Origin of the sequence: Bradyrhizobium sp. SZCCHNR1015 (assembly GCF_032489875.1) — a bacterium.
Lineage (GTDB): Bacteria > Pseudomonadota > Alphaproteobacteria > Rhizobiales > Xanthobacteraceae > Bradyrhizobium.
Genome location: NZ_JAUEYW010000006.1, coordinates 163,652 through 185,882, shown reverse-complemented (window position 1 = coordinate 185,882; position 22,231 = coordinate 163,652). Strand labels below are relative to the sequence as shown.

Genomic DNA, 22,231 nt, shown 5'->3' with positions numbered 1-22,231 from the left:
TCTAACCATCACCTGATCAGTTAACCGGCAGCTCACCTTGACAGATCGAGGCCGTCGATCGGGGACCGGGCGGAGTTCTTTGCGTGCTGCTGAACAACCTGAAGATTGCCCCCAAGCTCGCCATCGTCGTCGGCGTCGCGATGCTGGGCCTTGCCGCGGCCGGTACGTTTGCCGGCACTCTGATGCAAAAGGAGATGGTCAATGCCCGCATCGAACAGTGCCGGGCGATCGTCGAGACCGCGCGTAACATGGCCCTCGGCCTCATCAAGGATGTCGAAGCCGGCAAATTGACGAAGGAGGCTGCGCTCGACGAGTTCGTCGATCGCGGGAGAACGATGACCTTCGACAAGGGCACGGGCTATCTGTTCGCCTATACGATGGACGGCAATGTGGTGCTGTCCCAGGATCCGAAGCAGCGCGGCTCGAACGTGATCGATTTCGAGCTCAACGGCCGCAAGCTCGTCGTCGAGCTGCGCGACGGCGTTGCCAAGGATGGCGAAGTCACCTTGCACTACGAATATCTGCGTCCCGGTCAGGAGCAGCCGACCCGCAAGATCTCCTATGCGGTGATGATTCCCGGCTGGAATACGTTCGTGGGCACCGGCGTCTATGTCGACGATCTCGACGCGAAGATGAAGCCGTTGAAATGGCTGATCTGGATGGCCTGCGCAGGCATCGCGGTCGTCGCCGGCGGGATCGCCTGGCTGATCAGCCGCAGCATCAGCGTGCCGCTCGATCGTCTCGGCGTCCGCATGCGCGAGATCGCCGACGGCCGGCTCGAGGGCGAGATTCCCGGTGTCGGCCGCGGCGACGAGATCGGCGGGATGGCCGCGACCGTCCAGATCTTCAAGGACAACGCGCTGCGGATGCGCGAGCTCGAGCAGGCCGACGCCGCCACCCAGCAGCGCGCGGCCGCCGAGCGGACCGCGGCCATGCAGAACCTCGCAGCCGACTTCGAGCGCAGCGTCAACGGCATCGTCCGCTCGGTGGCGTCGGCGGCCGAGGGCATGCAGCACACCGCGCAGTCGATGACCTCGACCGCGAGCGATGCCAGCTCGCGCGCTTCGACCGTCAGCGCCGCCACCCAGAGCGCCAACGACAATGTCGGCACGGTTGCCGCCGCGGCCGAGGAGCTGTCGAGCTCGGTCAACGAGATTTCGCGCCAGGTCGCCCGCTCCAGCGAGATCGCGAGCAAAGCCGTGGGCGACGCGGAGCGCACCAATGCCACCGTTCAGGTGTTGTCGACCGGTGCCGAGAAGATCGGCGAGGTCGTCAAGCTGATCCATTCGATCGCAGCGCAGACCAACCTGCTGGCGCTGAACGCCACGATCGAAGCCGCCCGCGCCGGCGAATCCGGCAAGGGTTTTGCGGTCGTCGCTTCGGAGGTGAAGGCGCTCGCCAACCAGACGGCGAAGGCGACCGAGGAGATTTCGGCGCAGGTCGCGGCGATGCAGACCTCGACCCAGGATGCGGTCACCGCCATCAGCGGCATCACCCAGACCATCGCGCAGATGAGCGAGATCACCAATTCGATCTCGACCTCGATCGCGCAGCAGGGCGACGCGACGCGCGAGATCGCGCGCAACATCCAGTCGGTCGCGGCCGGCTCCAACGAGATCAGCGCCCATATCGGCGGCGTCACCAAGGCGGCGGAAGCGACGGGCATGGCCGCCTCGGAAGTGCTGTCGAGCGCACGTGAGCTCGACAGCCAGTCGGGCCTGCTGCAGCAGGCCGTCGATGGCTTCATGACAAAGGTGCGAACGGCCTGAGGCGGCTTGGAACGGACCCCACGCTCAGGCCATCTTGGGGCCGCCCGTGCGCGAGGCGATGATCACGCCCGCGATGACCAGCGCATAGCCCATGAGGTGGAACAGCCTGAGCTCCTCGCCGAGCAGCAGGATCGCCAGCACCGAGCCGAACAACGGGACCAGGTGCAGGAACGGCGCGGCGCGGTTCGGTCCGATCAGGCTGATGCCGCGGTTGAAGAACAGATAGGCCAGCGTCGAGGCGAAGACGACGACGTAGCCGAGCGTCGCGATCGAGAGCAGGTCGGGCGCGAGCACGAACCCGGAGGAATATTCCCAGACCGCCAGCGGCAGCAGCAGAACGGCGCCGAGCGCCGTGCAGGACGAGATCAGCGACAACTGGTGCACCGCCGGCCGCCGCGTCATGGCGGCGGAGTAGAGGCCGAACACCAGCAATGCGCCCGCGAACATCAGGTCGCCGCGGTTGAACTGGATGCCCGCGAGCGCACCGAGATCGCCGCGCGTCAGGATCACCAGCACGCCGCTCAGCGACATCGCGATGCCTGCGAACTGGGCCAGGCTCAGCCTGACGCCGAACAGCAGCAACGACCACAGCGCCACGAACAGCGGCGTCGACGATTGGATCAGCAGCCCGTTGAGCGCCTGGGTGTATTGCATGGCCCAATAGGACAGCGCGTTGTTGATCGCGAATCCGGTCAGCGCCAGCAGCAGCAGAAGCGGCCAGTGCGCGAGCAGCGTGCGCCAGTCGCGCGCCAGGTGCGTGCGTGCGAACGGCCACAGCATCAGGAAGGTCCCGATCCAGCGGATGCACGACAGCGTCAGCGGCGGCACGTGCCCGGCGACGTAGCGCGCGAGCACGATGTTGCCGGCCCAGAACAGCGAAGCCAGCGTGAGCAGCACGTAAGGCTGGTTGTTGAGCCAGGCGAGCGGCGATGATGGCTTGATGTCGTCGGCGGGCAAGGGAGGCGGGACGCTCTGGCGGGGGGAGGACGCAAGGTGGGCCAAATCGCGGCGCTGCGCAATGCGCCGCCGAGGATTGGTGCCATGCAGGCGCCGTCGCCCGGGAGCAGCGTCTCACGTCGCCTGTTTGCGCGACGCCACGAACACGCCGGCCAGCACCAGGGCAAAGCCGATCACGTGGAAGATCTGCGGCTGCTCGCCGAGGAACACGAAGGCCATGATCGAGCCGAACACCGGCACCACGTGAAAGAACGGCGCGGCGCGGTTGGCGCCGATCAGGAGCACGCCGCGGTTGAAGCAGAGATAGGCGATCGTCGAAGGAAAGATCGCGACGTAGAGCAGCGACAACAGGTTCTGCGCGTCGAACGCCATGACCGGCCGCGCGTGGAGTTCCCAGATCAGCAGCGGAATGAGGCTGGCTGCACCGCAGCCGAAGGTGAAGGCGACCATCGACAGGCCGTGGATCTGCGGCCGCTTGATCGTCAGCACCGAGTAGAAGCCGAACACCGCCATCGCCAGCAGGAAGATCAGGTCCCCTCTGTTGAAGCTGATGTCGGCCAGCGCGGTGGGGTGACCGCGGGTCAGGATGAGCAGCACGCCCACGAGCGACAGCACGATGCCGATGGCCTGCGCCAGGGTCAGGTGCACGCGCAGCAGCAGCATCGACCAGATTGCCACGATGAGCGGACCAGCCGACTGCAGCAGCAGGGTGTTGAGGGCCTGCGTATATTCGAGCGACCAGTATTGCAGCGTGTTGAAGGCGCCGATGCCCGTCACGGACAATGCGATCATGATGCCGAGCCGCGACCGGATCGCGGGCCAGTCCTGGCGCAGCTGTTTCCAGGCGAGCGGCAGGATCAGCAGGAAGGCCAACGACCAGCGCAGGAACGACAACGTCACCGGCGGGATGTGGCCGGCGGCGAGCCGGCCGACGATCGAGTTGCCGGCCCAGCACAGTGCCGTGATGCTCAGCAATACGTAGGGCTGGTTGGCGATCCAGCCGGGCGCGGCGGACGCGGTGCGGTCGGCGGCAGACATGCGGCGCTGTAGGACCCGGTTGATGCGCCGCGGCAATCGGCCCGGCGATCCCAGGCCGAAGTTTCTCCCCGGCTGTGTCGACAGACACCAATTGCAGCTGCCTATCAAGAGGGCAGATGCATCGCGACCATGCAGCGATGATCGTCTTCAGGAGCCGGCATGCGGGGCATGTCCACGGTGCCGTCGCCGGGGTCCGGATTGGACCGCGACGGATTTGAGACGCTCCGCACTCAGCAGATAGACGATGACGAGAGCGGCGATGGCGGCCAAGACGATGGCAGGCGGCGCAACGAAGCCGAACCAGGCGCCGGCCGGGGTGAAGGGCACGACCAGCGCGACGGCGAGCGCAGTCAGTGACGACGCCGTCAGCATCGGATCGGCGCGGTTGCTCCATGGCCGTCCGTTGGTCCGGATGATGAAGATGACGAGGATCTGGGTCGCCATCGATTCGAGGAACCAGGCGGTCCGGAACTCGTCGGGCGTCGCGTGGAACAAATACAGCAGTGCGCCGAAGGTGAGAAAATCGAACAGCGATGACAGCGGGCCCATGATCGCGGCAAAGCGCAGCAGCCGCTTCATGTCCCAGCGCTGCGGCCGCGCGGTGGCCTGCGGACTCACACGATCGAACGGGATGCCGAGCTCGGAGAGATCGTAGAGCAGGTTGTTGAGCAGGATCTGCGTCGGCAGCATCGGCAGGAACGGCAGCATGATCGAGGCGACCGCCATCGACAGCATGTTGCCGAAATTCGAGCTCGCGCCCATCCGCACGTATTTCAGGATGTTGGCGAAGGTGCGCCGTCCTTCCTCCACGCCGTCGGCGACCACCTCGAGATCGGAGGCGAGCAGGATCATGTCGGCGGCCGATTGCGCCACGCCGGTCGCCCCGTCGACCGACAGGCCGATGTCGGCCACCTTCAGTGCCGGCGCGTCGTTGATGCCGTCACCCAGGAAGCCGACGACGTGGTCCGAGGCCTGCAGCGCCTTGACGATGCGCGATTTCTGATCGGGGGCGAGCCGGCCGAACGCATCGGCCGAACGCACCTGCACCGCAAGCGCATCGTCGCTGAGCTCGGCGATGTCGCTGCCGGACAGCACGCGATCCGCTCTCAGCCCGACCAGCCCGGCCAGTCGCTTGACCACGACCGGATCGTCGCCGGACAGGATCTTCAGCGCGATGCCGGCGCGCGCAAGCTGCGCGATGGCCGCGGCTGCGGTCGGCTTGGGCGGATCGGCGAACGCGCACAGACCCTCGAAGATCAGCTCCTGCTCGTCATCGGTCTCGATCTCGCGCGGCACGCCGGTCCAGGGCCGTGACGCGATGGCGACCGTGCGCAGGCCCTCGCGCGCCAGCGCGTGGACGCGCTCGCGCATGTCGGTGCGGCCGCTGTCGTCGAGCGGCGCGACGGTGCTGCCCTGCCGCTGCTGCGTGCACAGTTCGATCACCGCCTCCGGCGCGCCCTTCACGATCAGGATCTGTTCTGCCCCGCGGGTCGCCAGCACCGAGCCGAGCCGGCGCGAGAAGTCGAAGGTCTGCTGTCCGCCCAGTGTCCATCCTGCCACCTCAAGGTCCGCGCCGGCGATGAGCGCGGTGTCGAGCGAACCACGATCACCGCCGAGTGCGGCAGCGATCGCGCCGAGCTCCGCGGCTCGCGGGTCGTCGCTGCCGTCGGGCGCGATGCTTCGGGCCAGCGTGATCTCGGCTGAGGTCAATGTTCCCGTCTTGTCGGTGCACAGCACCGACATCGCGCCGAGATCATGGATCGCCGCGAGCCGCTTCACGATCACCTTGCGCTTGGCCATGCGGAGCGCGCCGCGCGACAGCGTCACGGTCGTGATCATCGGCAGCAGCTCGGGCGTCAGTCCGACGGCCAGCGCCACCGAGAACAGCAGAGAGTCGAGCACATCGCGTCCGAATACGACGCGCACCGTGAGCACGATCACGACCAGGGCCAGCGTCAGCCGCGCGATGACGAGGCCGAATTCGTGCAGGTCGCGCTCGAACGGCGTGCGGGCCTGCGCTTCGGCCAGCGCCGAGGCGGCAGCGCCGAACATCGTGTTCGGCCCGGTGTTGACGACGATCGCGACGGCCTCTCCGGTCTGGGCCACTGAGCCGCGAAACAGCACATTCGACGTGTCGTTCTCATCGCCGGGGATGCCGGCCTGTTTCGTCACGGGATAGGGCTCTCCCGTCAGCGCCGCCTCGCCGGCAGTGAAGGCCTTGCTTTCGATGATCAGCGCATCGGCAGGAACGATGTCGCCCGCGCGGACGCGCAGGATGTCTCCGGGAACGACGGCGTCGACGTCGATCTCGCGATAGGCGCCGTCCCGCTTGACCTCGGCCTTCAGGGCCACGGAGCGGCGGAGCTCCTCGGCCGCCTTGACGGCATGCCCCTCCTGAACCGTATCGAGCCCGATCGACAGCGTGAGGATGAGGACGATGATGGCGCCGCCGATCACGTCGCCCGTCACCATCGAGATGATGCCGGCCACCAGCAGGATCAGCGATAACGGCTCGAGCAGGCGGCGAAGCACGGCGCGCATCGGCCCCACGACATGGGATGGGGAGTCGGCATTCCGGCCGTAGCGTTGCAGCCGCTGCCCGGCGTCGGCCCCGCCGAGGCCGTTCAGGTCGCAGCCCAGCGCTGCGGCTGCCTGCGCAGGCGACAGCCGCCAGAACCGGTGCAGGCCGGGGCTCGTATCGGTGCTCACATGCATCCGTTCATGTTCGTGGATGATTGGTGATGGTCATCTTGTCTGATTTGCATGAAGGATCGTGCGCCGGTTGACCTAGCGCAACATCCTGCTGCCGCGATCCCCTAGCTTTGCGGGCAATGCGCCGCGGGCTGACGGCCGCACCCGAGGAATGGATGGCGCCCGTCGCCGGGCATCATCCGCATTGACGAGTTTGTATTGAGGACCATGGCCGAACAAGCCGCAGCTCTCCCATCCCCCACCAAAGCCGCCGCTGGTCCGACCGTCCTGGCGGCGGTCTGGGCGCATCGCTGGTTCGCTCTCGCCATCATCGTGCTGCTCGGCCTTGGCGGCTGGCAAAGCGTCCGCGTCATGCTTGGGCCTGCCATCGTGGTCGATCAGGTCCGGCGCGGCGACCTCGTCGAGACTGTCGTCGCCAGCGGTCACGTCGAGACGCCGTTCCGCGTCGAGATCGGCAGCCAGATCACCGGCACCGTCGAGGAGGTGCTGGTGCTGGAAGGCCAGCATGTCACCAAGGGCCAGCCGCTGATCTCGCTGGAGTCGCGCGAACTGAAGGCCGCGGTGGTGCAGGCACAAGGGCAGGTGGCGCAGGCCGAGGCGCGGATGCGCCAGCTCGCCGAGCTGACCTTGCCGTCGGCGAAGGAGGCGTTGCGCCAGGTGCAGGCGACCTTGCTCAATGCCCAGCAGACCTATGACCGGACGTCGCAGCTGACCGGCAACGGCTATGCGACGCGCGCTGCGCTCGACGAGGCCCAGAAGACGCTCGATGTTGCGCTGGCGCAGAAGCGTGCCGCCGAATTCCAGGTCTTCACGGCGAGCCCCGGCGGCAGCGACTACGTCATGGCCGAGACGCAGCTGAACCAGGCGCGCGCCAATCTCGACACCGCGCAGTCGCGTCTCGGCTATGCGACGATCTCGGCGCCACGCGACGGCGTGCTGATCACGCGCAGTGTCGAGCGCGGCACCGTGGCGCAACCCGGCAAGACGCTGCTCGTCCTGGCACCTGCCGGCGATCTCCAGCTCGTCCTGCAGATCGATGAGCGCAATCTCGGCAAGCTGGCGCTCGGCCAGACGGCGCTGGCGTCGGCCGATGCCTATCCCGACAAGCGCTTCCCCGCCGTGGTCAGCTACATCAACCCCGGCATCGATATTTCCCGCGCGTCCGTCCAGGTCAAGCTGATCGTCAAGGACCCGCCCGACTATCTGCGCCAGGACATGACGGTGTCTGTCGACATCGAGGTCGCCTCCCGCAAGGATGCGCTGGAGCTGCCGGTGCGCTCGGTTCACGATATCACCTCGGGACAGCCCTGGGTGCTCGGGGTGAAGGACGGCCGCGCCGCCAAGCAGCCGGTGCGCGTCGGCATCCGCGGCAACAGCCATGTCGAGATCGTCGACGGCCTGAATGCCGGTGACATCGCCGTGCCGCAGAGTTCCGGCATCTTGACCGGCCAGCGCTTCCGTCCGGTGCTGCCGTGAACCGCTGGCTGCCCTTCGAGTGGATCGCGGCGGTACGCTTCCTGCGCGAGGGCCGGCTGCAGACCTTGTTCATCATCGGCGGCATCGCGATCGGCGTCGGCGTCATCGTGTTCATGTCGGCGATGCTGGCCGGCCTCGAGGCCAATTTCATCAAGCGGGTGTTGACCTCGCAGCCGCAGATCCAGCTGCTGACGCCGGATCAGGTTGCGCGTCCCCTGCGCAACGACAATGGCGTGATCGAGGATGCCATCGTGCAGCGTCCGAGCCAGCGCGTGATCTCGATCGATCAATGGCCGAAGATCCGCAATCAGATGCTGGCGATGCCGGAGATCTCGGCGGTGTCGCCGACCATCTCCGGCTCCGCCCTCGCCATTCGCGGCGACGCCAGCCGCGCCGTGACGCTGTCCGGCATCGAGCCGGAGAGCTACTTCAGAATCGTGCGCGTGCCGGACTACATCGTCGCCGGCGAGCCGCGGCTGACCAGCGAGGACATCATCATCGGTACCGAGCTCGCCAGGGATCTCGGCGCCATCGTCGGCGACAAGCTCAATGTTCAGGCCGCCTCCGGCGCCAACCGCGTGCTGATCGTGACTGGCCTCGTCGACCTCGGCAGCAAGGGCGCCAATCAGCGCTCCGCCTATGTCGCGCTGCGCACGGCGCAGTCGCTGCTCGGCATGGTCGGCGGCGTCACCACGATCGACATGACGGTACGGGACATCTATGCCGCTGAGGACATTGCGCAGCGCATCCAGGCCGCCAATCGCGTCAAGGCCGACAGCTGGATCAAGACCAATGCCCAGTTCTTCACGGCGGTGCGCGCGCAGGCGACATCCAACACGCTGATCCGCGTGTTCGTCGCGCTCTCGGTCGCATTCGGCATCGCGGCCGTGCTAATCGTCTCGGTAATCCAGCGCTCCAAGGAGATCGGGATCCTGCGTGCGATGGGTACCTCGCGCGGACAGATCTTGCGCGTGTTCCTGCTGCAGGGCGGGCTGCTCGGCTTCGTCGGCTCGCTGTTCGGCGCGGCGATGGGCGCGGGTGCGCTGATCTATTGGCATGCGGTGCAGCGCCAGGCCGATGGCTCGGAGTTGTTTCCGTTGATCCTCGAACGCCGATTGTTCGTCATCACGGCCCTGCTCGCGACGGTGACGGGCCTGCTCGCCGCGACCGCGCCGGCGCTGCGCGCGGCCAAGCTCGATCCGGTGGTGGCGATCCGTGGCTGAGGTCCTGCTGCGACTGGAGAAGGTCTGCAAGGCCTACAATGTCGGGCTGTCGACCGAGACCGAGGTGCTGCACGATATCGACATCGAGGTTGACCGCGGCGAGTTCGTCGCGCTGATCGGCCCGTCCGGCTCCGGCAAGAGCACTCTGCTGAACATCGTCGGTCTCTTGGACCGGCCGACCTCCGGCCGGCTGACGATCAAGGGCCAGGATACGGCATCGCTCAATGATACCGAGCTCACCCATCTGCGCGGCCATACCATCGGTTTCATCTTTCAGTCTCATCTCCTGATCTCCGCCTTCACGGCCAAGGAGAACGTGATGATGCCGCTGCTGGTCGATCGCGGCTTCCCGGGTCCCGAGATCGAGGCGCAGGCCTCGAAGCTGCTCGACCAGGTCGGGCTGGCGAAATTCGCCGACCATCTCGCGAGCAACATGTCGGGCGGCCAGCAGCAGCGCGTCGCGGTGGCGCGGGCGCTTGCGATGAACCCCGATCTGGTCCTGGCGGACGAGCCGACCGGCAACCTCGACACCAAGTCTGCCGAGGCGGTCTTTGGCCTGATGCGCGACGTCAATCGGACGGTCGGCACGAGCTTCCTGCTCGTCACCCACAACCTTGATCTGGCCCGGCGCTGCGATCGCATCATCGAGGTTGTCGACGGCCGCATCCAGAGCTGAGAGCTGGCCGCTTCGATCGTAGATTCGCCGCCGTTCGGGTGCTCAATGGAACTGCCCGGCTCGATGCGCCGCCAGAAGCGCACGGCCGGGTCGCCCGATCCGCAGCCGGGGCGGCTTGAAATTTTGGGGCTTATCAAAGGCTTGGTGGCGCTGTTGTGTGCTCCGAAGGCCCGTTCTCGCTTGCCTAGCCCGGCGGCTTCCTTTATCCGGTGGATCGCCTCGCAAGCGAGCGGTCCTGGCCGCGATTTGGGCTGGGCGCATGGTTGGCCAGGCTGGCCCCGCATCGGAAGCGATTTCGTCCGAACCGATCGTGCTGTTTTGGATCTTGGCAGAGGAAAGAGCTGCGAATGGCTAACGTGGTCGTCGTCGGCGCCCAATGGGGTGACGAGGGGAAGGGCAAGATCGTCGACTGGCTGTCGGAGCAGGCCGACATCGTTGTGCGCTTCCAGGGCGGCCATAATGCCGGTCATACCCTCGTCATCAACGGCGCGACCTACAAGCTGGCGCTGCTGCCGTCGGGCGTGCTGCGCACCGGCAAGCTGTCGGTGATCGGCAATGGCGTCGTGTTCGATCCGCAGGCCTTTCTCGACGAGGTCGGCAAGCTCCAGTCGCAGGGCGTCGCCATCAGCCCGGACAATCTGCGCGTTGCCGAGAACGTCACCTTGATCCTGCCGCTGCACCGCGAGCTCGACGCGCTGCGCGAGTCCGCGAGCGCGGCGACCGCGATCGGCACCACCCGCCGCGGCATCGGCCCGGCCTATGAGGACAAGGTCGGCCGCCGCGCGATCCGGCTGATGGACCTCGCCGATCTCGATACGCTGCCGCACAAGATCGATCGCCTGCTCGCCCATCACAACGCGTTGCGCCGGGGTCTCGGCCTCGAGCCGATCGACGGCCAGCAGATCCTGCGCGAGCTGACGGCGCTGGCGCCGAAGCTGCTGCCCTACGCGGAGACCGTGTGGCGGCTGCTCGACATCAAGCGCCGCGAAGGCAAGCGCATGCTGTTCGAGGGCGCCCAGGGTGCGCTGCTCGACGTCGACCACGGCACCTACCCTTACGTGACCTCGTCCAACACGGTGGCGGCGCAGGCGGCGACCGGCGCCGGCCTCGGACCGGGCGCGATCGGCTACGTGCTCGGCCTGTGCAAGGCCTACACGACCCGCGTCGGACAGGGGCCGTTTCCGACCGAGCAGGACAACGAGACCGGCCGCAAGATCGGCGAGCGCGGCCGCGAATTCGGAACGAATACCGGCCGGCCGCGTCGTTGCGGCTGGTTCGATGCGGTGCTGGTTCGCCAGGCGGTGCGGACCTGCGGCATTAACGGTCTTGCGCTGACCAAGCTGGACATTCTCGATGGTTTCGACACCATCGAGGTCTGTACCGGCTACAGGCTGGACGGCAAGGAGATCGATCATTTTCCGGCAGGTGAGGGCGCGCAGTCCAGGGTCGAACCGATCTACGAGACGATCGAAGGCTGGAAGCAGCCGACGGCGAACGCGCGCTCCTGGGCCGATCTGCCGGCTCAGGCCATCAAATACGTCCGGCGCATCGAGGAACTGGTGGGTTGCCCGATCGCGCTGCTTTCCACCAGCCCCGAACGCGAGGATACTATTCTGGTCCAGAATCCCTTCGAGGCATGACGGGACCCGACAGCTGAGCGCGCGAATTGAGTTGATATGGCCGACTACTACCCGCTGATAGCCCGTGCCATTGCCGGATTGGACCCCAACGCTCCCGGGGAAAGCCGGCGTGCGCTTTACGAGCGGGCGCGGGCGGCGTTGATCGCGCAGCTGCGCAGCGTCCAGCCGCCGCTCAGCGAGTCCGAGATCACGCGCGAGCGGCTGTCGCTCGAGGAGGCCGTGCGCAAGGTCGAGGCGGAAGCAGCCCAGCGTGCCCGCGAGGCGCAGCGGGCGTCCAGTGGCGCCGCTCGCCCAGGTGATGCGCTCCGACGGGCCGGTGCGCGGAGTTCGGATGCTCCGGCACCCCCCTCGGCTCAGCCCACTCCGACTCCAGACCAGGCCGCCACGGCCGCCCCCCGGCCGCGACCGGCGGCCCCGGCTGCTGCCCGGGCCGACCGGCCGCCGCTCGCCGGCGGCGAGACGGCCGAGCTGCGTCCGGCGCGCAATCAGCGACCGGAAGCGCCGCCGGCTGCGGCTGGCGCACCAGCCGTGCCACCGCGGCCCCAGCCGCCTCAAACGCCTCCACAGGATGGGGCGGCGCCTCCCGTGCGCGAACGTCCGGCTGCCGCTCGCCGCGGTGCTCAGGACAACGGCAATCCGGCAACGCCGCCCGCCATGCGCGGCTTCCGCGACATCACCGCTGATGTCGACGATCTCGGCAAGGCCACCGCTCAGGCCAACCGCGCGGCGCGCAAGACCTACGCCAACGTTCCGGCCACCGATCTCGACCGGCTCGAGGGCGACGACGATGACCGGCCGCCGCTGCCCGAAGCGCCGTACTCCTATGACGAGTCGGTCCAGGAGGCCGAGCGCTACGCGCTGCCGGCCACCTCGACCCGTCAGCGTGGCGCCGCTCCGGATCGCGAGGGCAAGAAGAAGTCGGAGCGCAGCGGCTCGACCTTTCCGTTCAAGGCCGCCATCGCCGCCGGGATCGTGCTGATCCTGATCGGCGCCGGAATTCTGTGGGGCCGGCCGCTGGTCGGCATGGTCAACGGCCTGTTCAAATCTTCCTCGACGGTCGAGGCGCCGAAGGACACCGGCGCGCCGCTGAGCAAGCCGAAGATCACCGACCGCGTCGGGCAGTCGCCGTCCTCGGACCAGATCGCGCCGGTCGCGCAGCGCGTCGTGCTGTATGACGAGGATCCGTCCGATCCGAAGGGCAAGCAATATATCGGCTCGGTGGTCTGGCGCACCGAGCAGATCAAGGCGACGGCCACGCAGAAGGCCGACATCGCGGTGCGCGCCGACATCGAGATTCCGGATCGCAAGTTCAAGATGACGATGTCGTTCCGCCGCAACACCGACACGTCGCTGCCGGCGAGCCACACCGCCGAGCTCACTTTCATCCTGCCGCAGGATTTCAACGGCGGCGGCGTCGGCAACGTGCCGGGCATCCTGATGAAGTCCAACGAACAGTCGCGCGGAACGCCGCTGGCGGGCCTCGCGGTCAAGGTCACCGACGGCTTCTTCCTGGTCGGCCTGTCCAACGTCGACGCCGATCGCGCCCGCAACGTGCAGCTCCTCAAGGAGCGCTCCTGGTTCGACGTTCCCTTGGTTTACACCAATCAGCGCCGGGCGATCATCGCGATCGAGAAGGGCGCCCCGGGCGAGCGCGCCTTCAACGACGCTTTCGCGCTGTGGGGTGACTGAGGAATCAGCACGGGCTTGGCCCGATCGGCGGGCCGGTGAGGCAGGAGATTGGGCATGAAGCGATATCTCATCTTCGTTGCCGTAGGCCCGGCGCTGGGCGGCTTCGCGCTGCTCCTGGTCACGACCTACATGTCCGGCTATTGGACCAACACCAATCCGGGCGAAGTGGCCAAGCTGTTCAAGGTCTTCGTCACCTCGCTGCAATACAGCTATCTGTTCGGCTTCCTGCCGGCGCTGATGATGTGCGCGATCGACGACATCCTGTTCCACGTCAGGCGCATCGGGCCGACGTTGCGGATGCTGCTGGTGGGAGCCATCGCCTTCCTGCTCGCGGCCTTCAACTACGCCTCGCACGGCTCCGAATACGGCATCATCCAGTGGATCCTGTACGGGCTGGTCGGCTTCATCCCGGCGACGGTGTCATCGTGGCTGGTGCACAGATTCGTCGAGGAGCCGCAGCCGGCGGTCGCCACCGAGCCGCCGACTGCGTAAGCAAGCTGAACACACGAGCAGCTCGGCCCTACCTGCCGTTGCCGCGGCAGCGGCCGCCGGGGCCGATGTGAAACCCGCGCGGGCAGGCGTGCGCCGCCGGATTGGCATAGTTGCGCAGGCATCCGCCATACGGACCGCGGTGCCAGCCGGGGCCGCAGCCGCCGGCGACCTGGATCACCTCCGGCTTGGATCCGGCGTCGATCGAAGCCAGCGGCATCGCAGATGCGCCGACGGTCAGAATTCCCAACAGGAGCGTGCTGGTGAGGATGGTTCGCATCGATGGTCTCCCTGGTTTGATTTGCGAATTGGTCAGCCGCCCGCCGCGAACGCGATGCCGGCACGCACCTCGGTGATGGCCTGATCGATCAGCCCCAGCGCGCGTTCGCGATGGCCGCCCTTGTTCGGTGTCGCCTGAGCCAGCTCGGCTCGCGCCGATTGCAGCATGGTGACGGTCGCGGTCATGTGCGGCTGCGCGCCGAGCGCGTAGCCGATCCCGATGCAACCCGCGAGGGCGGCGCCGAGGCCGAGCTTGCGGGCCGCGGAAGACATGGTCATTTCAATCTCTCCTCGGACTCATGGCTGTTCGACTTGGAGGATGCAGGCCGCAACGCATGTCGGCGTGCGTCCATCCGCATCGCTAGTTGAACCCGTTGCCGCTGTCTTGGACTCATCGGCATGAACGGTCGCGCGACTTGGACTGATCGGCGCTCCCGATCCGTCCTGATGAGCTTTGCCGACTTCAGCGGCCGTTCATCCCGCCGCTGCCACATTGATCGCGTTGCTTCGGAAATTCCTTTGCCTCGGATCTGATTTCGATGACCATCGTCAGGAAAATGCTGTCGACCGACATGCTGCCGAAAGGGCTCGACGACAGGCAGCGCTTCTTGTGCTTTGCGGAATTGTTCGAGCACTTCTCCAACACGGGCGAGCTCGATCCGGCCGAGGACGTGCCGTTTCGCGCCGTAATGAACGCCATCCACATCGGCACCACCCTGCTCGGGCGCTGCGACGGCACCTTCACCCGTGTCAGGCGCGAACGGCGCCAGGTGCTCGCGACCAACGACGACCGCTATTGCCTGGCGCGCAACGCCGGCAGTCGCGAGGCGATGGTCGTTCATCGCGGACGCGAGTTCGCTCTGCGGCCGGGGGCGATGGTGCTGCTCAAGCTCGATGAGCCGTTCTTCAGCGCCGATGGCGCCAATCACAAGCGCTTCGTCAACGTGCATCTGCCGATGATGACGCTGCGCTCGATGGTCTCCGGTGTCGATGACCTGGTCGGGCGCGAATTGGCGCCCGGCGGCGCGCTGTCGCTCGCGATGGACTACAGCGAATTGCTGCTCGCCCATCCCGCCGCGGCCGACGAAGCTGGCCCGGCGATCGCGCAGCATCTGCTCGATCTGGTGGCGCTCGGGCTCGGCGTCCGCGGCGACGCGATGCGCAAGGCCGGCCGCGGCGGCCTGCGCAGCGTTCGCCTCGCGGGGCTGCTGACCATTCTGAACAGCCGCTTTGCCGAGCCGGATTTTTCGGCGCAGAAGCTTGCGGCCGCGGCCGGCCTGTCCGAGCGCTACGTCAATGACCTGCTGCACGAGGCCGGCGCCGGCTTCTCGGCCCGGCTGAATGAGCTGCGCCTGCGCAAGGCCATGGACCTGCTGGCCGGTGGCGGACGCCGCATCAGCGATATCGCGTTTGCCTGCGGCTTCAACGACCTGTCCTATTTCAACCGCTGCTTCCGGCGCCGCTTCGGGCTGACGCCGACCGGCGCCCGGGGCCGCTAGGCGAGACAAGGCGGCGGTTCGACGCAACTTGTGCCGGGCCCCGCGCGTTGCCATCTCATGGGTATGCAAGACCAGATGTCCACCTCGCCCCGCCGCGCATCGGGACGCGCCTCGCAGGCGCGCTTCAACGCCGATGAGGCGCGCGGACCGATCATCGACCAGGACGGACGAGAGATCCCGCAAGGGGCGTTCTGGTCCTCGTTCAATGGCGCCTTCGTCGGCCCGGATGGCGTGCGGTTCGATTTCAACACCGCCAATCCGTTCGGCAACCTGACCCGCGAGCAGCGCATCGCGCGGCTCGAGGCGGTGGCGAAGCTGCTCGACGTCGCCTTCGTCCTGCCCGGCACCAACATCCGCTACGGCATCGACGGCATCATCGGCCTCATCCCGGTGGTCGGCGACCTCATCGCGACCGCGCTGTCGCTGTGGCTGGTGCGCGAGGCCCGGGCGCTGGGCGCGCCCTGGCACGTCATCACGCGGATGCTGGGCAATGTCGCGGTCGAGGGCGTGATCGGCATGGTGCCGGTGGCGGGCGACGCCTTCGACGTGCTGTTCCGCGCCAACATGCGCAACGCCAAGATCCTACGGCGGTGGCTGGATACCCAGCCGCGCTGACGTGCGACGGGACCGGGGCAACAAACGGACAAACAGACCCCCATAAAAAAACTGCCCCGCACGAGGCGGGGCAGGGTATCGAAGAATGCTCTGGCAGCCGTCAGGCCGCATCGGCGTCCGGCGCCTTGTCGACCACGCGGCGCGGCAGCGGAAACGCCTCGCTCTCATACAGGGTGCGGATGCCGTTCTGGTCGAACCGGGCCTCCTCGACCTGCAGGTAGGCGCCATTCAGCGAATCCGCAGGCAACTCCTCCATGGCGAAGCGCACGGCTTCGGCCGCGGTGCCGAACCGCCGATAGGCGAAACCCGCCCGCTTCTTCTTGCGGATGGCGGCGGGAAACAGTTCGGCAGAGGTGTTGAAGTTGAACGGACGCAGTGGACGCATGGTCTGAGACCTCTTCTTGTCGGCTGGAAGCGCTGACGCGAGCTTTCAAAACATTCAGCTTGGCAATGACGCCAGCGATTGCGGGGGTGGAGGGCGGGATTTGCCGCTCCAGGCGGCCCGGCCCTGCATAGTCAGTTACGACCCCTAATATAGGCCGATTTGGCAGAAATGCGAATCCTGCACGCTCACATCGTAAATCCGGCCCGCTGTGGGCCGCCTTGAAACATGCTGTCTTTTCAGTAGCTTAATTGATCCGCAACTTGTGAATGCAGGAGAGCCCGATCTGCACGGCTAAAATCTCACCCCCTGTGGCCGGTTTTGGCCGCCCGCGCCTCGCCCGCCGCAAGCCAGCGGCCCCGAGTACCCTCGATGACGGGACCGGGGCCGGGCGTGCCATCAGCGCGGTTTCAGCTTCAGCGCCGCCGAGTTGATGCAATAGCGCAGGCCGGTCGGCCCCGGGCCGTCGGGAAAGACGTGGCCGAGATGGCCCGAGCATTTCGAGCACAGCACCTCGGTGCGAACCATGCCATGGGTCGTGTCGGTCTCCTCGTCGACGTGGCTCTCCGTCGCCGGCCGGGTGAAGCTCGGCCAGCCGCAGCCGGAATCAAACTTGGCGTCGGACTCGAACAGGGTCTGGCCGCAGCCGGCGCAGACATAGGTCCCGGCGCGGTGCTCGTGCTCATACTCGCCCGAGAAGGGGCGCTCGGTCGCCTTCTCGCGCAGCACGGCGTACTGCATCGGCGTCAGCTCCTTGCGCCATTCCGCCTCGCTCTTGACGACCTTGTTGTTCGTCTTGGTGTCGCTCATCCTGTGGTCCTCCAGGCGGACCCGTATGGTCCGCCCCTGTCATGGCGCTGGTCGGGCCGAACGCGACGCCTCAGTTCGTCGCCTTGGCGTCCCGGACCAGCGTCGGCTTGTCGATGTAGTTCTCGGCAAATATCTTCTTCAGATTGTCGATCTTCGGCAGGTCGTTATAGGCGATATAGGGTTGGCTGGGGTGCAGCGTCAGGTAGTCCTGGTGATAGTCCTCGGCCGGATAGAACGCCTCGAGCTTGCCGATCTTGGTGACGATCGGCTTGCCGAACACCTTGGCCTTGTCGAGCTGCGCGATATAGGCCTCGGCGACCTTCTTCTGCGCCTCCGAGGTGGTGAAGATCGCCGAGCGATATTGCGTTCCGCTGTCCGGGCCTTGGCGGTTCAACTGGGTCGGATCGTGCACGACCGAAAAGAAGATCTGCAGGATCTTGCCGTAGGAGATCTTCTTCGGATCGTATTTGATCTGGACCGATTCCGCGTGGCCGGTCGTGCCGCTCGACACCGTGCGGTAGTCGGCCGTGGCCTTGGTGCCGCCGGCATAGCCGGAGACAGCGCTGACCACGCCGGCGGTGTGCTGGTAGACGCCCTGGACGCCCCAGAAGCAGCCGCCGGCGACCACAGCGGTGTCCAGCGCGTCGGAGGCCGGCTGGTCCTGGGCCGGCGGCGGGATCACAACGGCCTGCTCGGCGGCATGCAGCGGCTGCCAGGCCAGGATGCCGGCCGCCATCGCACCGAGCACGGCTGTCTTGACGAAAAGGGAGCGGGTGAGGCGCATCTTCGAATCCTCGTGAGGGGGCTTGTCTCGTCTCGCCGGCCGGAAACACTGGCCCGGCCCGGCCTCTGCTGCAAGATACGTCCGTGCCCGTCCGGCGTTACGGGGGAAGTGACACGACTGCGTGAACAGGCGGGGGGCGGCGGCACGTGCGCAATCGCCCAATGGATGCCGGGACGACGCTGGGAGTTGTGGCGAGACCGTTCCAGGCATGACGATGTGGTCTCGCGGCCCGAATTGCCCGAGGGATGGCGGTTCATCGGCCCTCCGAAGTGGAGGGCGCAGGGAAGGCCGGACCTCGACTGAGGCCCGTGGCCCGCCTGCTTAAAAAATGCAGGCGGCAGGTACCACAGGTTCAGCCGGACAGATCCGGCCCTCCCTGCGCGACGGTGTTAACGCTTATACGTGCTCTCCTCGGGGACCGGCTGTCTTGCCCCCGTCGCCGGCGGATCATCACCGCCAGCTTGGCCTCAGCGTCGGGAGGCCAGGACCACACGCTTTCGCCGTCCGCGCCATGCCGTTCGTCGGCAGGTCCAGGACCCGCTGCAACATGCCGCGTCCATCGCATTCCGCTGCCAACGTCCGTGACGATCGCGATACGTCCCCTGCCGTGCAACGAAACGCAGGCATGATAAGTCTGATTTGGGCAGAGCGCGAAATGATTTATGTTTTTCAGAAGGCCTTGACAGCTTTTGTCGCCGCCGGCCGATTTGCCCGACGGGCTGCAGGGCGGTGCTGCGCGCCGTCGATCCTGCATCGTCGGCAGCTATCAAATTCGCGACGACGGGGGGGAGGTCATCGGATGCGCGCCATCTCGTCCGCGAACTCACGATACGTCACGCTTCGTCGATCCTCGAATGATGATGTGGTTCAGGTCTCGCGGTCGTGATCCCGGCAAGGCGACGACGCCGCGAATATTTCGTTTCCTCTGCGGTCAATACAGAGGCGGTCGCGCCTCGCTGATGACGGCTCTGACCAGAGCATCAATCGCGTGCGTGGTCTCCGCATCCTGAGAACCTGGAGAACAATCATGACATCCTGGAAATCAAAGGCGGCAGCCTTGCTGCTGTCGATGGCCACTGTTGCGCCAGCATCGGCGCAGGGCTGGTTTTTCGGCGAGCAGGAGCCCGGGGCGTTTCAGGCGATGTATCCTGATCGCGACGTGCTCAACGGCGGCGCGCTGACTCCGGCGGGGAAAATGGGCATGGAGCGCGCCTCCGGCGCGGTGCTCGTGTTTCCGCCGCGGGCCCGCCTCAGCCCGTATGATCGGCTGCCGCTGCGGCGGTGACGCGTCGGACCGTCGGTAGGAACGATCCTTCGCCAGCTCTGAGATATGAGCGCGCTCACGAAGGGTTATCGGCTCGCGCAGTCGTGATAGGGGGGCAGCCTTCGCCCGCCTACATGATCGCAAGCGTGAATTGATGCACCACAGAGGGAAGACCGATCATGATCATATTCAGGAGCCTGGCGGCAGCTCTGCTGATGTCGACGCTGGCGGTGACCGCGGCATCGGCGCAATTCTCCGAGCCGGCGGCCTATGAGGCCATGCATCCCGAACGCGACGTGCTCAATGGCGGCACGCTGACGCCGGCGGCACAGGCGGAGTTGGCCCGTCGCGGCGCGCCGGGCCTTCCGAATGCCAATGCAGCGATGCGGCCGGCCGATATGGCGAGGCCGCACCGGCGTCATCGGCGCTGAGCGGGGTGGCTCAGCTCGCGTGCTCCTCGCGCTCGTGGATCACGCTGGCGCGGCCGACGATGAGGTCGTCGACCTGGCCGATGCGCGAGACGTCCTTGCCGGCATAGGGCAGCGAATGCAGCACGCAGCGCATCGCGTTCAGCCGCGCACGCTTCTTGTCGTCTGACTTGATCACGGTCCACGGGCAGTCGGCGGTGTCGGTGGAGAAGAACATCGCCTCCTTCGCGCGGGTGTAGTCGTCCCATTTGTCGAGCGAGGCGGTGTCGATCGGCGACAGCTTCCACTGCTTCAGCGGATGCGCCTCGCGCTCCTTGAAGCGGCGGCGCTGCTCGTCGCGGCTGACCGAGAACCAGAACTTGATGAGGTGGATGCCGCTGCGCACGAGGTTGCGCTCGAACTCCGGCACCTGGCGCAGGAACTCGTCGTACTCGACCTGCGAGCAGAAGCCCATCACGCGCTCGACGCCGGAGCGGTTGTACCAGGAGCGGTCGAACAGCACGATCTCGCCCGCGGTCGGCAGATGCTCGACATAGCGCTGGAAGTACCACTGGCCGCGCTCGACGTCGCTCGGCTTGTCCAGCGCCACCACGCGGGCGCCGCGCGGATTGAGATGCTCCATGAAGCGCTTGATGGTGCCGCCCTTGCCGGCGGCGTCGCGGCCTTCGAACAGCAGCACCAGGCGCTGGCGCGCATCCTTCATCCAGTTCTGCAGCTTCAACAGCTCGGTCTGCAGGATGAATTTCTGCTCCTCATAGTCCTTGCGGTACATGCGGAATTTGTAGGGGTAGCCGCCCTGGCGCCAGTTGTCGGCGAGCTCGTCGGAGGTGTGGCGCTTGTCGGGCTTGGCCTTGCCCTCGATCAGCGCCTTCATCAGCCTGGCATCGTCCGGCGCGGCGCCGTCCAGCATCGCCCTGACCGGCGCGGAGTTGGGGTCGAGGGCCGGCGGACCGTTGAGCACGGTCTCGAACGCCGACAGCTCGGTGATCTGCGCGGCCTGCATCGATTCGTCCACAAGCGACTGACCGATCGGATCGAGCTTGGCTGCGGACTGCCGGCGCGCGACACGCGCCGTGGCGCTCGCGCGCTTGCGGCGCTGACCGTTGGAAGCCTTGTCTTTCGTCGACTTGCCTTTGGTCTTGCCTTTCGTGGTGTTGGACTTTGCCATACGATCCCGCCGTCTGCTGCTGGTTTAACAGAGATGTGAATCAATCTTTATCCGCCAAGGACCCTGCATCAGGTTGACGTGGATCAACCTGCCGCAGGTGGGTACCAGCGAGGCGAGCAAAATCGTCTCGCGCGGTAAAGCCGGCGTTACACCACGATCGACAGCCGCTTCGCGGCGCGGGTGATGCCGGTGTAGAGCCAGCGAGCGCGGCTTTCCTGGAAGGCAAAGCTCTCGTCGAACAGCACGACGTCGTCCCATTGCGAGCCCTGCGACTTGTGCACGGTCAGCACGTAGCCGTAGTCGAACTCGTCATAGGGCTTGCGCTGCTCCCACGGGATGTCCTCGATGCCGCCGGCGAAGCATTCGCCGCGCACCGAGACTTTCGTGACCTTGCGTCCGAGATCCTCGTCGGGCGCGACCCGCATGGTGACGATCTTGGACTTCGAGGTCGCGCGCGACTTCACCCGCCACAGCCCGCCATTGAACAGGCCCTTCTTGCGGTTGTTGCGCAGGCAGACCAGCTTGTCGCCGGCGACAGGGAGGGCGTCCTCGATGTCGAGGCGCTGCCGGAAGCGGTTGTTGTAGGCGCGTCGGGTGGCGTTGCGGCCGACCAGCACCTGGTCGGCCTCCATGACGCGGGACGGATCGAGCTCGCGGCGCTCGACCACCTCGCTCTCGCCGTAGCGGCCGACGTCGAGCGTGTTGCCCTCGCGCACGTCCATCGACATCCGCACGATCGGATCGTCCTTGGCCTGGCGGTGCACCTCGGTCAGCATCACGTCCGGCTCGCTGTCGGTGAAGAAGCCGCCCCCCTTGACCGGCGGCAGCTGCGCGGGATCGCCGAGCACCAGCAGCGGGCAGTCGAAGGACAGCAGGTCGCGGCCGAGATCGGCGTCGACCATCGAGCATTCGTCGATGATGATCAGCTTGGCCTTGGAAGCCGGCGCGTCGTCCCACAATTCGAAGTTCGGCTGCTCCTCGCCGGTTTCTTGCGCGCGATAGATCAGCGAATGGATGGTGGAGGCGTTGTCGCAACCCTTGCTGCGCATCACCAGCGCCGCCTTGCCGGTGAACGCCGCGAACTTGACCTCGCCGTCGACGCCCTCGGCGATGTGGCGGGCCAGCGTGGTCTTGCCGGTTCCGGCATAGCCGAACAGCCGGAACACTTGTGGCGTGCCGCTCTGGCCGGGCTTGGCCTTCAGCCAATCGCCGACGGCCTTCAGCGCGGAATCCTGATGCGGGGAGAAGGTGGTCATGGCTCACAGGGATGGAGCCGCGCGGCGACTCGGGGACATTCCGTGAACCTAAGGGCTGATGCGGGGAGATCAAGCGC

Annotated in this window: 21 protein-coding genes; 11 read left to right on the top strand and 10 right to left on the bottom strand. The window is 66.6% G+C overall.

The genetic code is table 11. The features are described 5' to 3' along the window. Positions 1-83 precede the first annotated feature (83 nt). Positions 84-1,769 carry a methyl-accepting chemotaxis protein gene (locus QX128_RS12545; RefSeq protein ID WP_316237578.1) on the top strand — a complete coding sequence of 562 codons (1,686 nt, stop codon included), beginning with the start codon at positions 84-86 and terminating at the stop codon, positions 1,767-1,769. Positions 1,770-1,793: 24 nt separating this feature from the next. On the opposite strand, the gene QX128_RS12540 is transcribed toward QX128_RS12545, so the two are convergent. The 3 genes from QX128_RS12540 to mgtA all read right to left on the bottom strand — a co-directional run bounded on the left by QX128_RS12540 (position 1,794) and on the right by mgtA (position 6,473). Then, entirely contained in the window at positions 1,794-2,726 is a 933-nt protein-coding gene (locus QX128_RS12540; protein ID WP_316177627.1) for a DMT family transporter, read from the bottom strand. 114 nt (positions 2,727-2,840) lie between these two features. Continuing rightward, the gene (locus QX128_RS12535) at positions 2,841-3,764 is read right to left on the bottom strand and encodes a DMT family transporter (RefSeq protein ID WP_316217476.1); all 924 of its coding nucleotides are present in this window, start codon (positions 3,762-3,764) and stop codon (positions 2,841-2,843) included. A gap of 147 nt (positions 3,765-3,911) precedes the next feature. Continuing rightward, positions 3,912-6,473, bottom strand: a complete 2,562-nt coding sequence (mgtA, locus tag QX128_RS12530; protein WP_316237577.1) for a magnesium-translocating P-type ATPase — start codon at positions 6,471-6,473, stop codon at positions 3,912-3,914. Between the two features lie 210 nt (positions 6,474-6,683). Between mgtA and QX128_RS12525 the strand changes: the two genes are divergently transcribed. The 6 genes from QX128_RS12525 (at position 6,684) to QX128_RS12500 (ending at position 13,672) form a co-directional block, all read left to right on the top strand. After that, on the top strand, positions 6,684-7,952 hold the full coding sequence (locus QX128_RS12525; protein ID WP_316237576.1) for an efflux RND transporter periplasmic adaptor subunit: 1,269 nt from the start codon (positions 6,684-6,686) through the stop codon (positions 7,950-7,952). Beyond that, positions 7,949-9,175, top strand: a complete 1,227-nt coding sequence (locus QX128_RS12520) for an ABC transporter permease (protein WP_315803332.1) — start codon at positions 7,949-7,951, stop codon at positions 9,173-9,175. Before QX128_RS12525 ends, QX128_RS12520 begins: the two co-directional genes overlap by 4 nt. After that, complete coding sequence (locus QX128_RS12515; RefSeq protein ID WP_316237575.1) at positions 9,168-9,851, top strand: ABC transporter ATP-binding protein; 684 nt, start codon at positions 9,168-9,170, stop codon at positions 9,849-9,851. The genes QX128_RS12520 and QX128_RS12515 overlap by 8 nt, the downstream gene beginning before the upstream one ends. Before the next feature lie 347 nt (positions 9,852-10,198). Next, entirely contained in the window at positions 10,199-11,491 is a 1,293-nt protein-coding gene (locus tag QX128_RS12510) for an adenylosuccinate synthase (RefSeq protein WP_315803334.1), read from the top strand. A gap of 36 nt (positions 11,492-11,527) precedes the next feature. Beyond that, positions 11,528-13,180: a hypothetical protein gene (locus tag QX128_RS12505; protein WP_316237574.1), complete on the top strand. Its 1,653-nt coding sequence runs from the start codon at positions 11,528-11,530 to the stop codon at positions 13,178-13,180. A gap of 54 nt (positions 13,181-13,234) precedes the next feature. Continuing rightward, positions 13,235-13,672, top strand: coding sequence for a DUF5413 family protein (locus QX128_RS12500; protein ID WP_316237573.1), 438 nt, complete (start codon positions 13,235-13,237; stop codon positions 13,670-13,672). A 28-nt stretch (positions 13,673-13,700) separates the two neighbouring features. On the opposite strand, the gene QX128_RS12495 is transcribed toward QX128_RS12500, so the two are convergent. Next, positions 13,701-13,949, bottom strand: coding sequence for a GCG_CRPN prefix-to-repeats domain-containing protein (locus QX128_RS12495; RefSeq protein WP_315803337.1), 249 nt, complete (start codon positions 13,947-13,949; stop codon positions 13,701-13,703). Positions 13,950-13,981: 32 nt separating this feature from the next. After that, positions 13,982-14,227, bottom strand: coding sequence for a hypothetical protein (locus tag QX128_RS12490; RefSeq protein ID WP_316177639.1), 246 nt, complete (start codon positions 14,225-14,227; stop codon positions 13,982-13,984). 260 nt (positions 14,228-14,487) lie between these two features. On the opposite strand from QX128_RS12490, the gene QX128_RS12485 reads away from it, so the two are divergent. Next, entirely contained in the window at positions 14,488-15,447 is a 960-nt protein-coding gene (locus QX128_RS12485; RefSeq protein WP_315803339.1) for an AraC family transcriptional regulator, read from the top strand. A 63-nt stretch (positions 15,448-15,510) separates the two neighbouring features. Next, positions 15,511-16,062: a DUF4112 domain-containing protein gene (locus QX128_RS12480; RefSeq protein WP_316237656.1), complete on the top strand. Its 552-nt coding sequence runs from the start codon at positions 15,511-15,513 to the stop codon at positions 16,060-16,062. A 100-nt stretch (positions 16,063-16,162) separates the two neighbouring features. On the opposite strand, the gene QX128_RS12475 is transcribed toward QX128_RS12480, so the two are convergent. The 3 genes from QX128_RS12475 to msrA all read right to left on the bottom strand — a co-directional run bounded on the left by QX128_RS12475 (position 16,163) and on the right by msrA (position 18,038). After that, positions 16,163-16,447: a hypothetical protein gene (locus QX128_RS12475; RefSeq protein WP_315733902.1), complete on the bottom strand. Its 285-nt coding sequence runs from the start codon at positions 16,445-16,447 to the stop codon at positions 16,163-16,165. Between the two features lie 396 nt (positions 16,448-16,843). Then, positions 16,844-17,254 (bottom strand): peptide-methionine (R)-S-oxide reductase MsrB, encoded by a 411-nt coding sequence (gene msrB / locus QX128_RS12470; RefSeq protein ID WP_315803340.1) that lies wholly within the window; start codon positions 17,252-17,254, stop codon positions 16,844-16,846. Between the two features lie 70 nt (positions 17,255-17,324). Next, positions 17,325-18,038 (bottom strand): peptide-methionine (S)-S-oxide reductase MsrA, encoded by a 714-nt coding sequence (gene msrA, locus QX128_RS12465; RefSeq protein ID WP_316237572.1) that lies wholly within the window; start codon positions 18,036-18,038, stop codon positions 17,325-17,327. 1,027 nt (positions 18,039-19,065) lie between these two features. On the opposite strand from msrA, the gene QX128_RS12460 reads away from it, so the two are divergent. Next, positions 19,066-19,323: a hypothetical protein gene (locus QX128_RS12460; protein WP_316237571.1), complete on the top strand. Its 258-nt coding sequence runs from the start codon at positions 19,066-19,068 to the stop codon at positions 19,321-19,323. Between the two features lie 158 nt (positions 19,324-19,481). After that, entirely contained in the window at positions 19,482-19,733 is a 252-nt protein-coding gene (locus QX128_RS12455) for a hypothetical protein (protein ID WP_315803343.1), read from the top strand. A 10-nt stretch (positions 19,734-19,743) separates the two neighbouring features. Here the strand turns inward: QX128_RS12455 and ppk2 are convergent, their stop codons facing one another. Both ppk2 and QX128_RS12445 read right to left on the bottom strand, forming a co-directional pair. Then, the gene (gene ppk2 / locus QX128_RS12450; RefSeq protein ID WP_316237570.1) at positions 19,744-20,898 is read right to left on the bottom strand and encodes a polyphosphate kinase 2; all 1,155 of its coding nucleotides are present in this window, start codon (positions 20,896-20,898) and stop codon (positions 19,744-19,746) included. 146 nt (positions 20,899-21,044) lie between these two features. Then, complete coding sequence (locus tag QX128_RS12445) at positions 21,045-22,154, bottom strand: ATP-dependent RecD-like DNA helicase (RefSeq protein WP_315803345.1); 1,110 nt, start codon at positions 22,152-22,154, stop codon at positions 21,045-21,047. Positions 22,155-22,231: the final 77 nt, after the last annotated feature.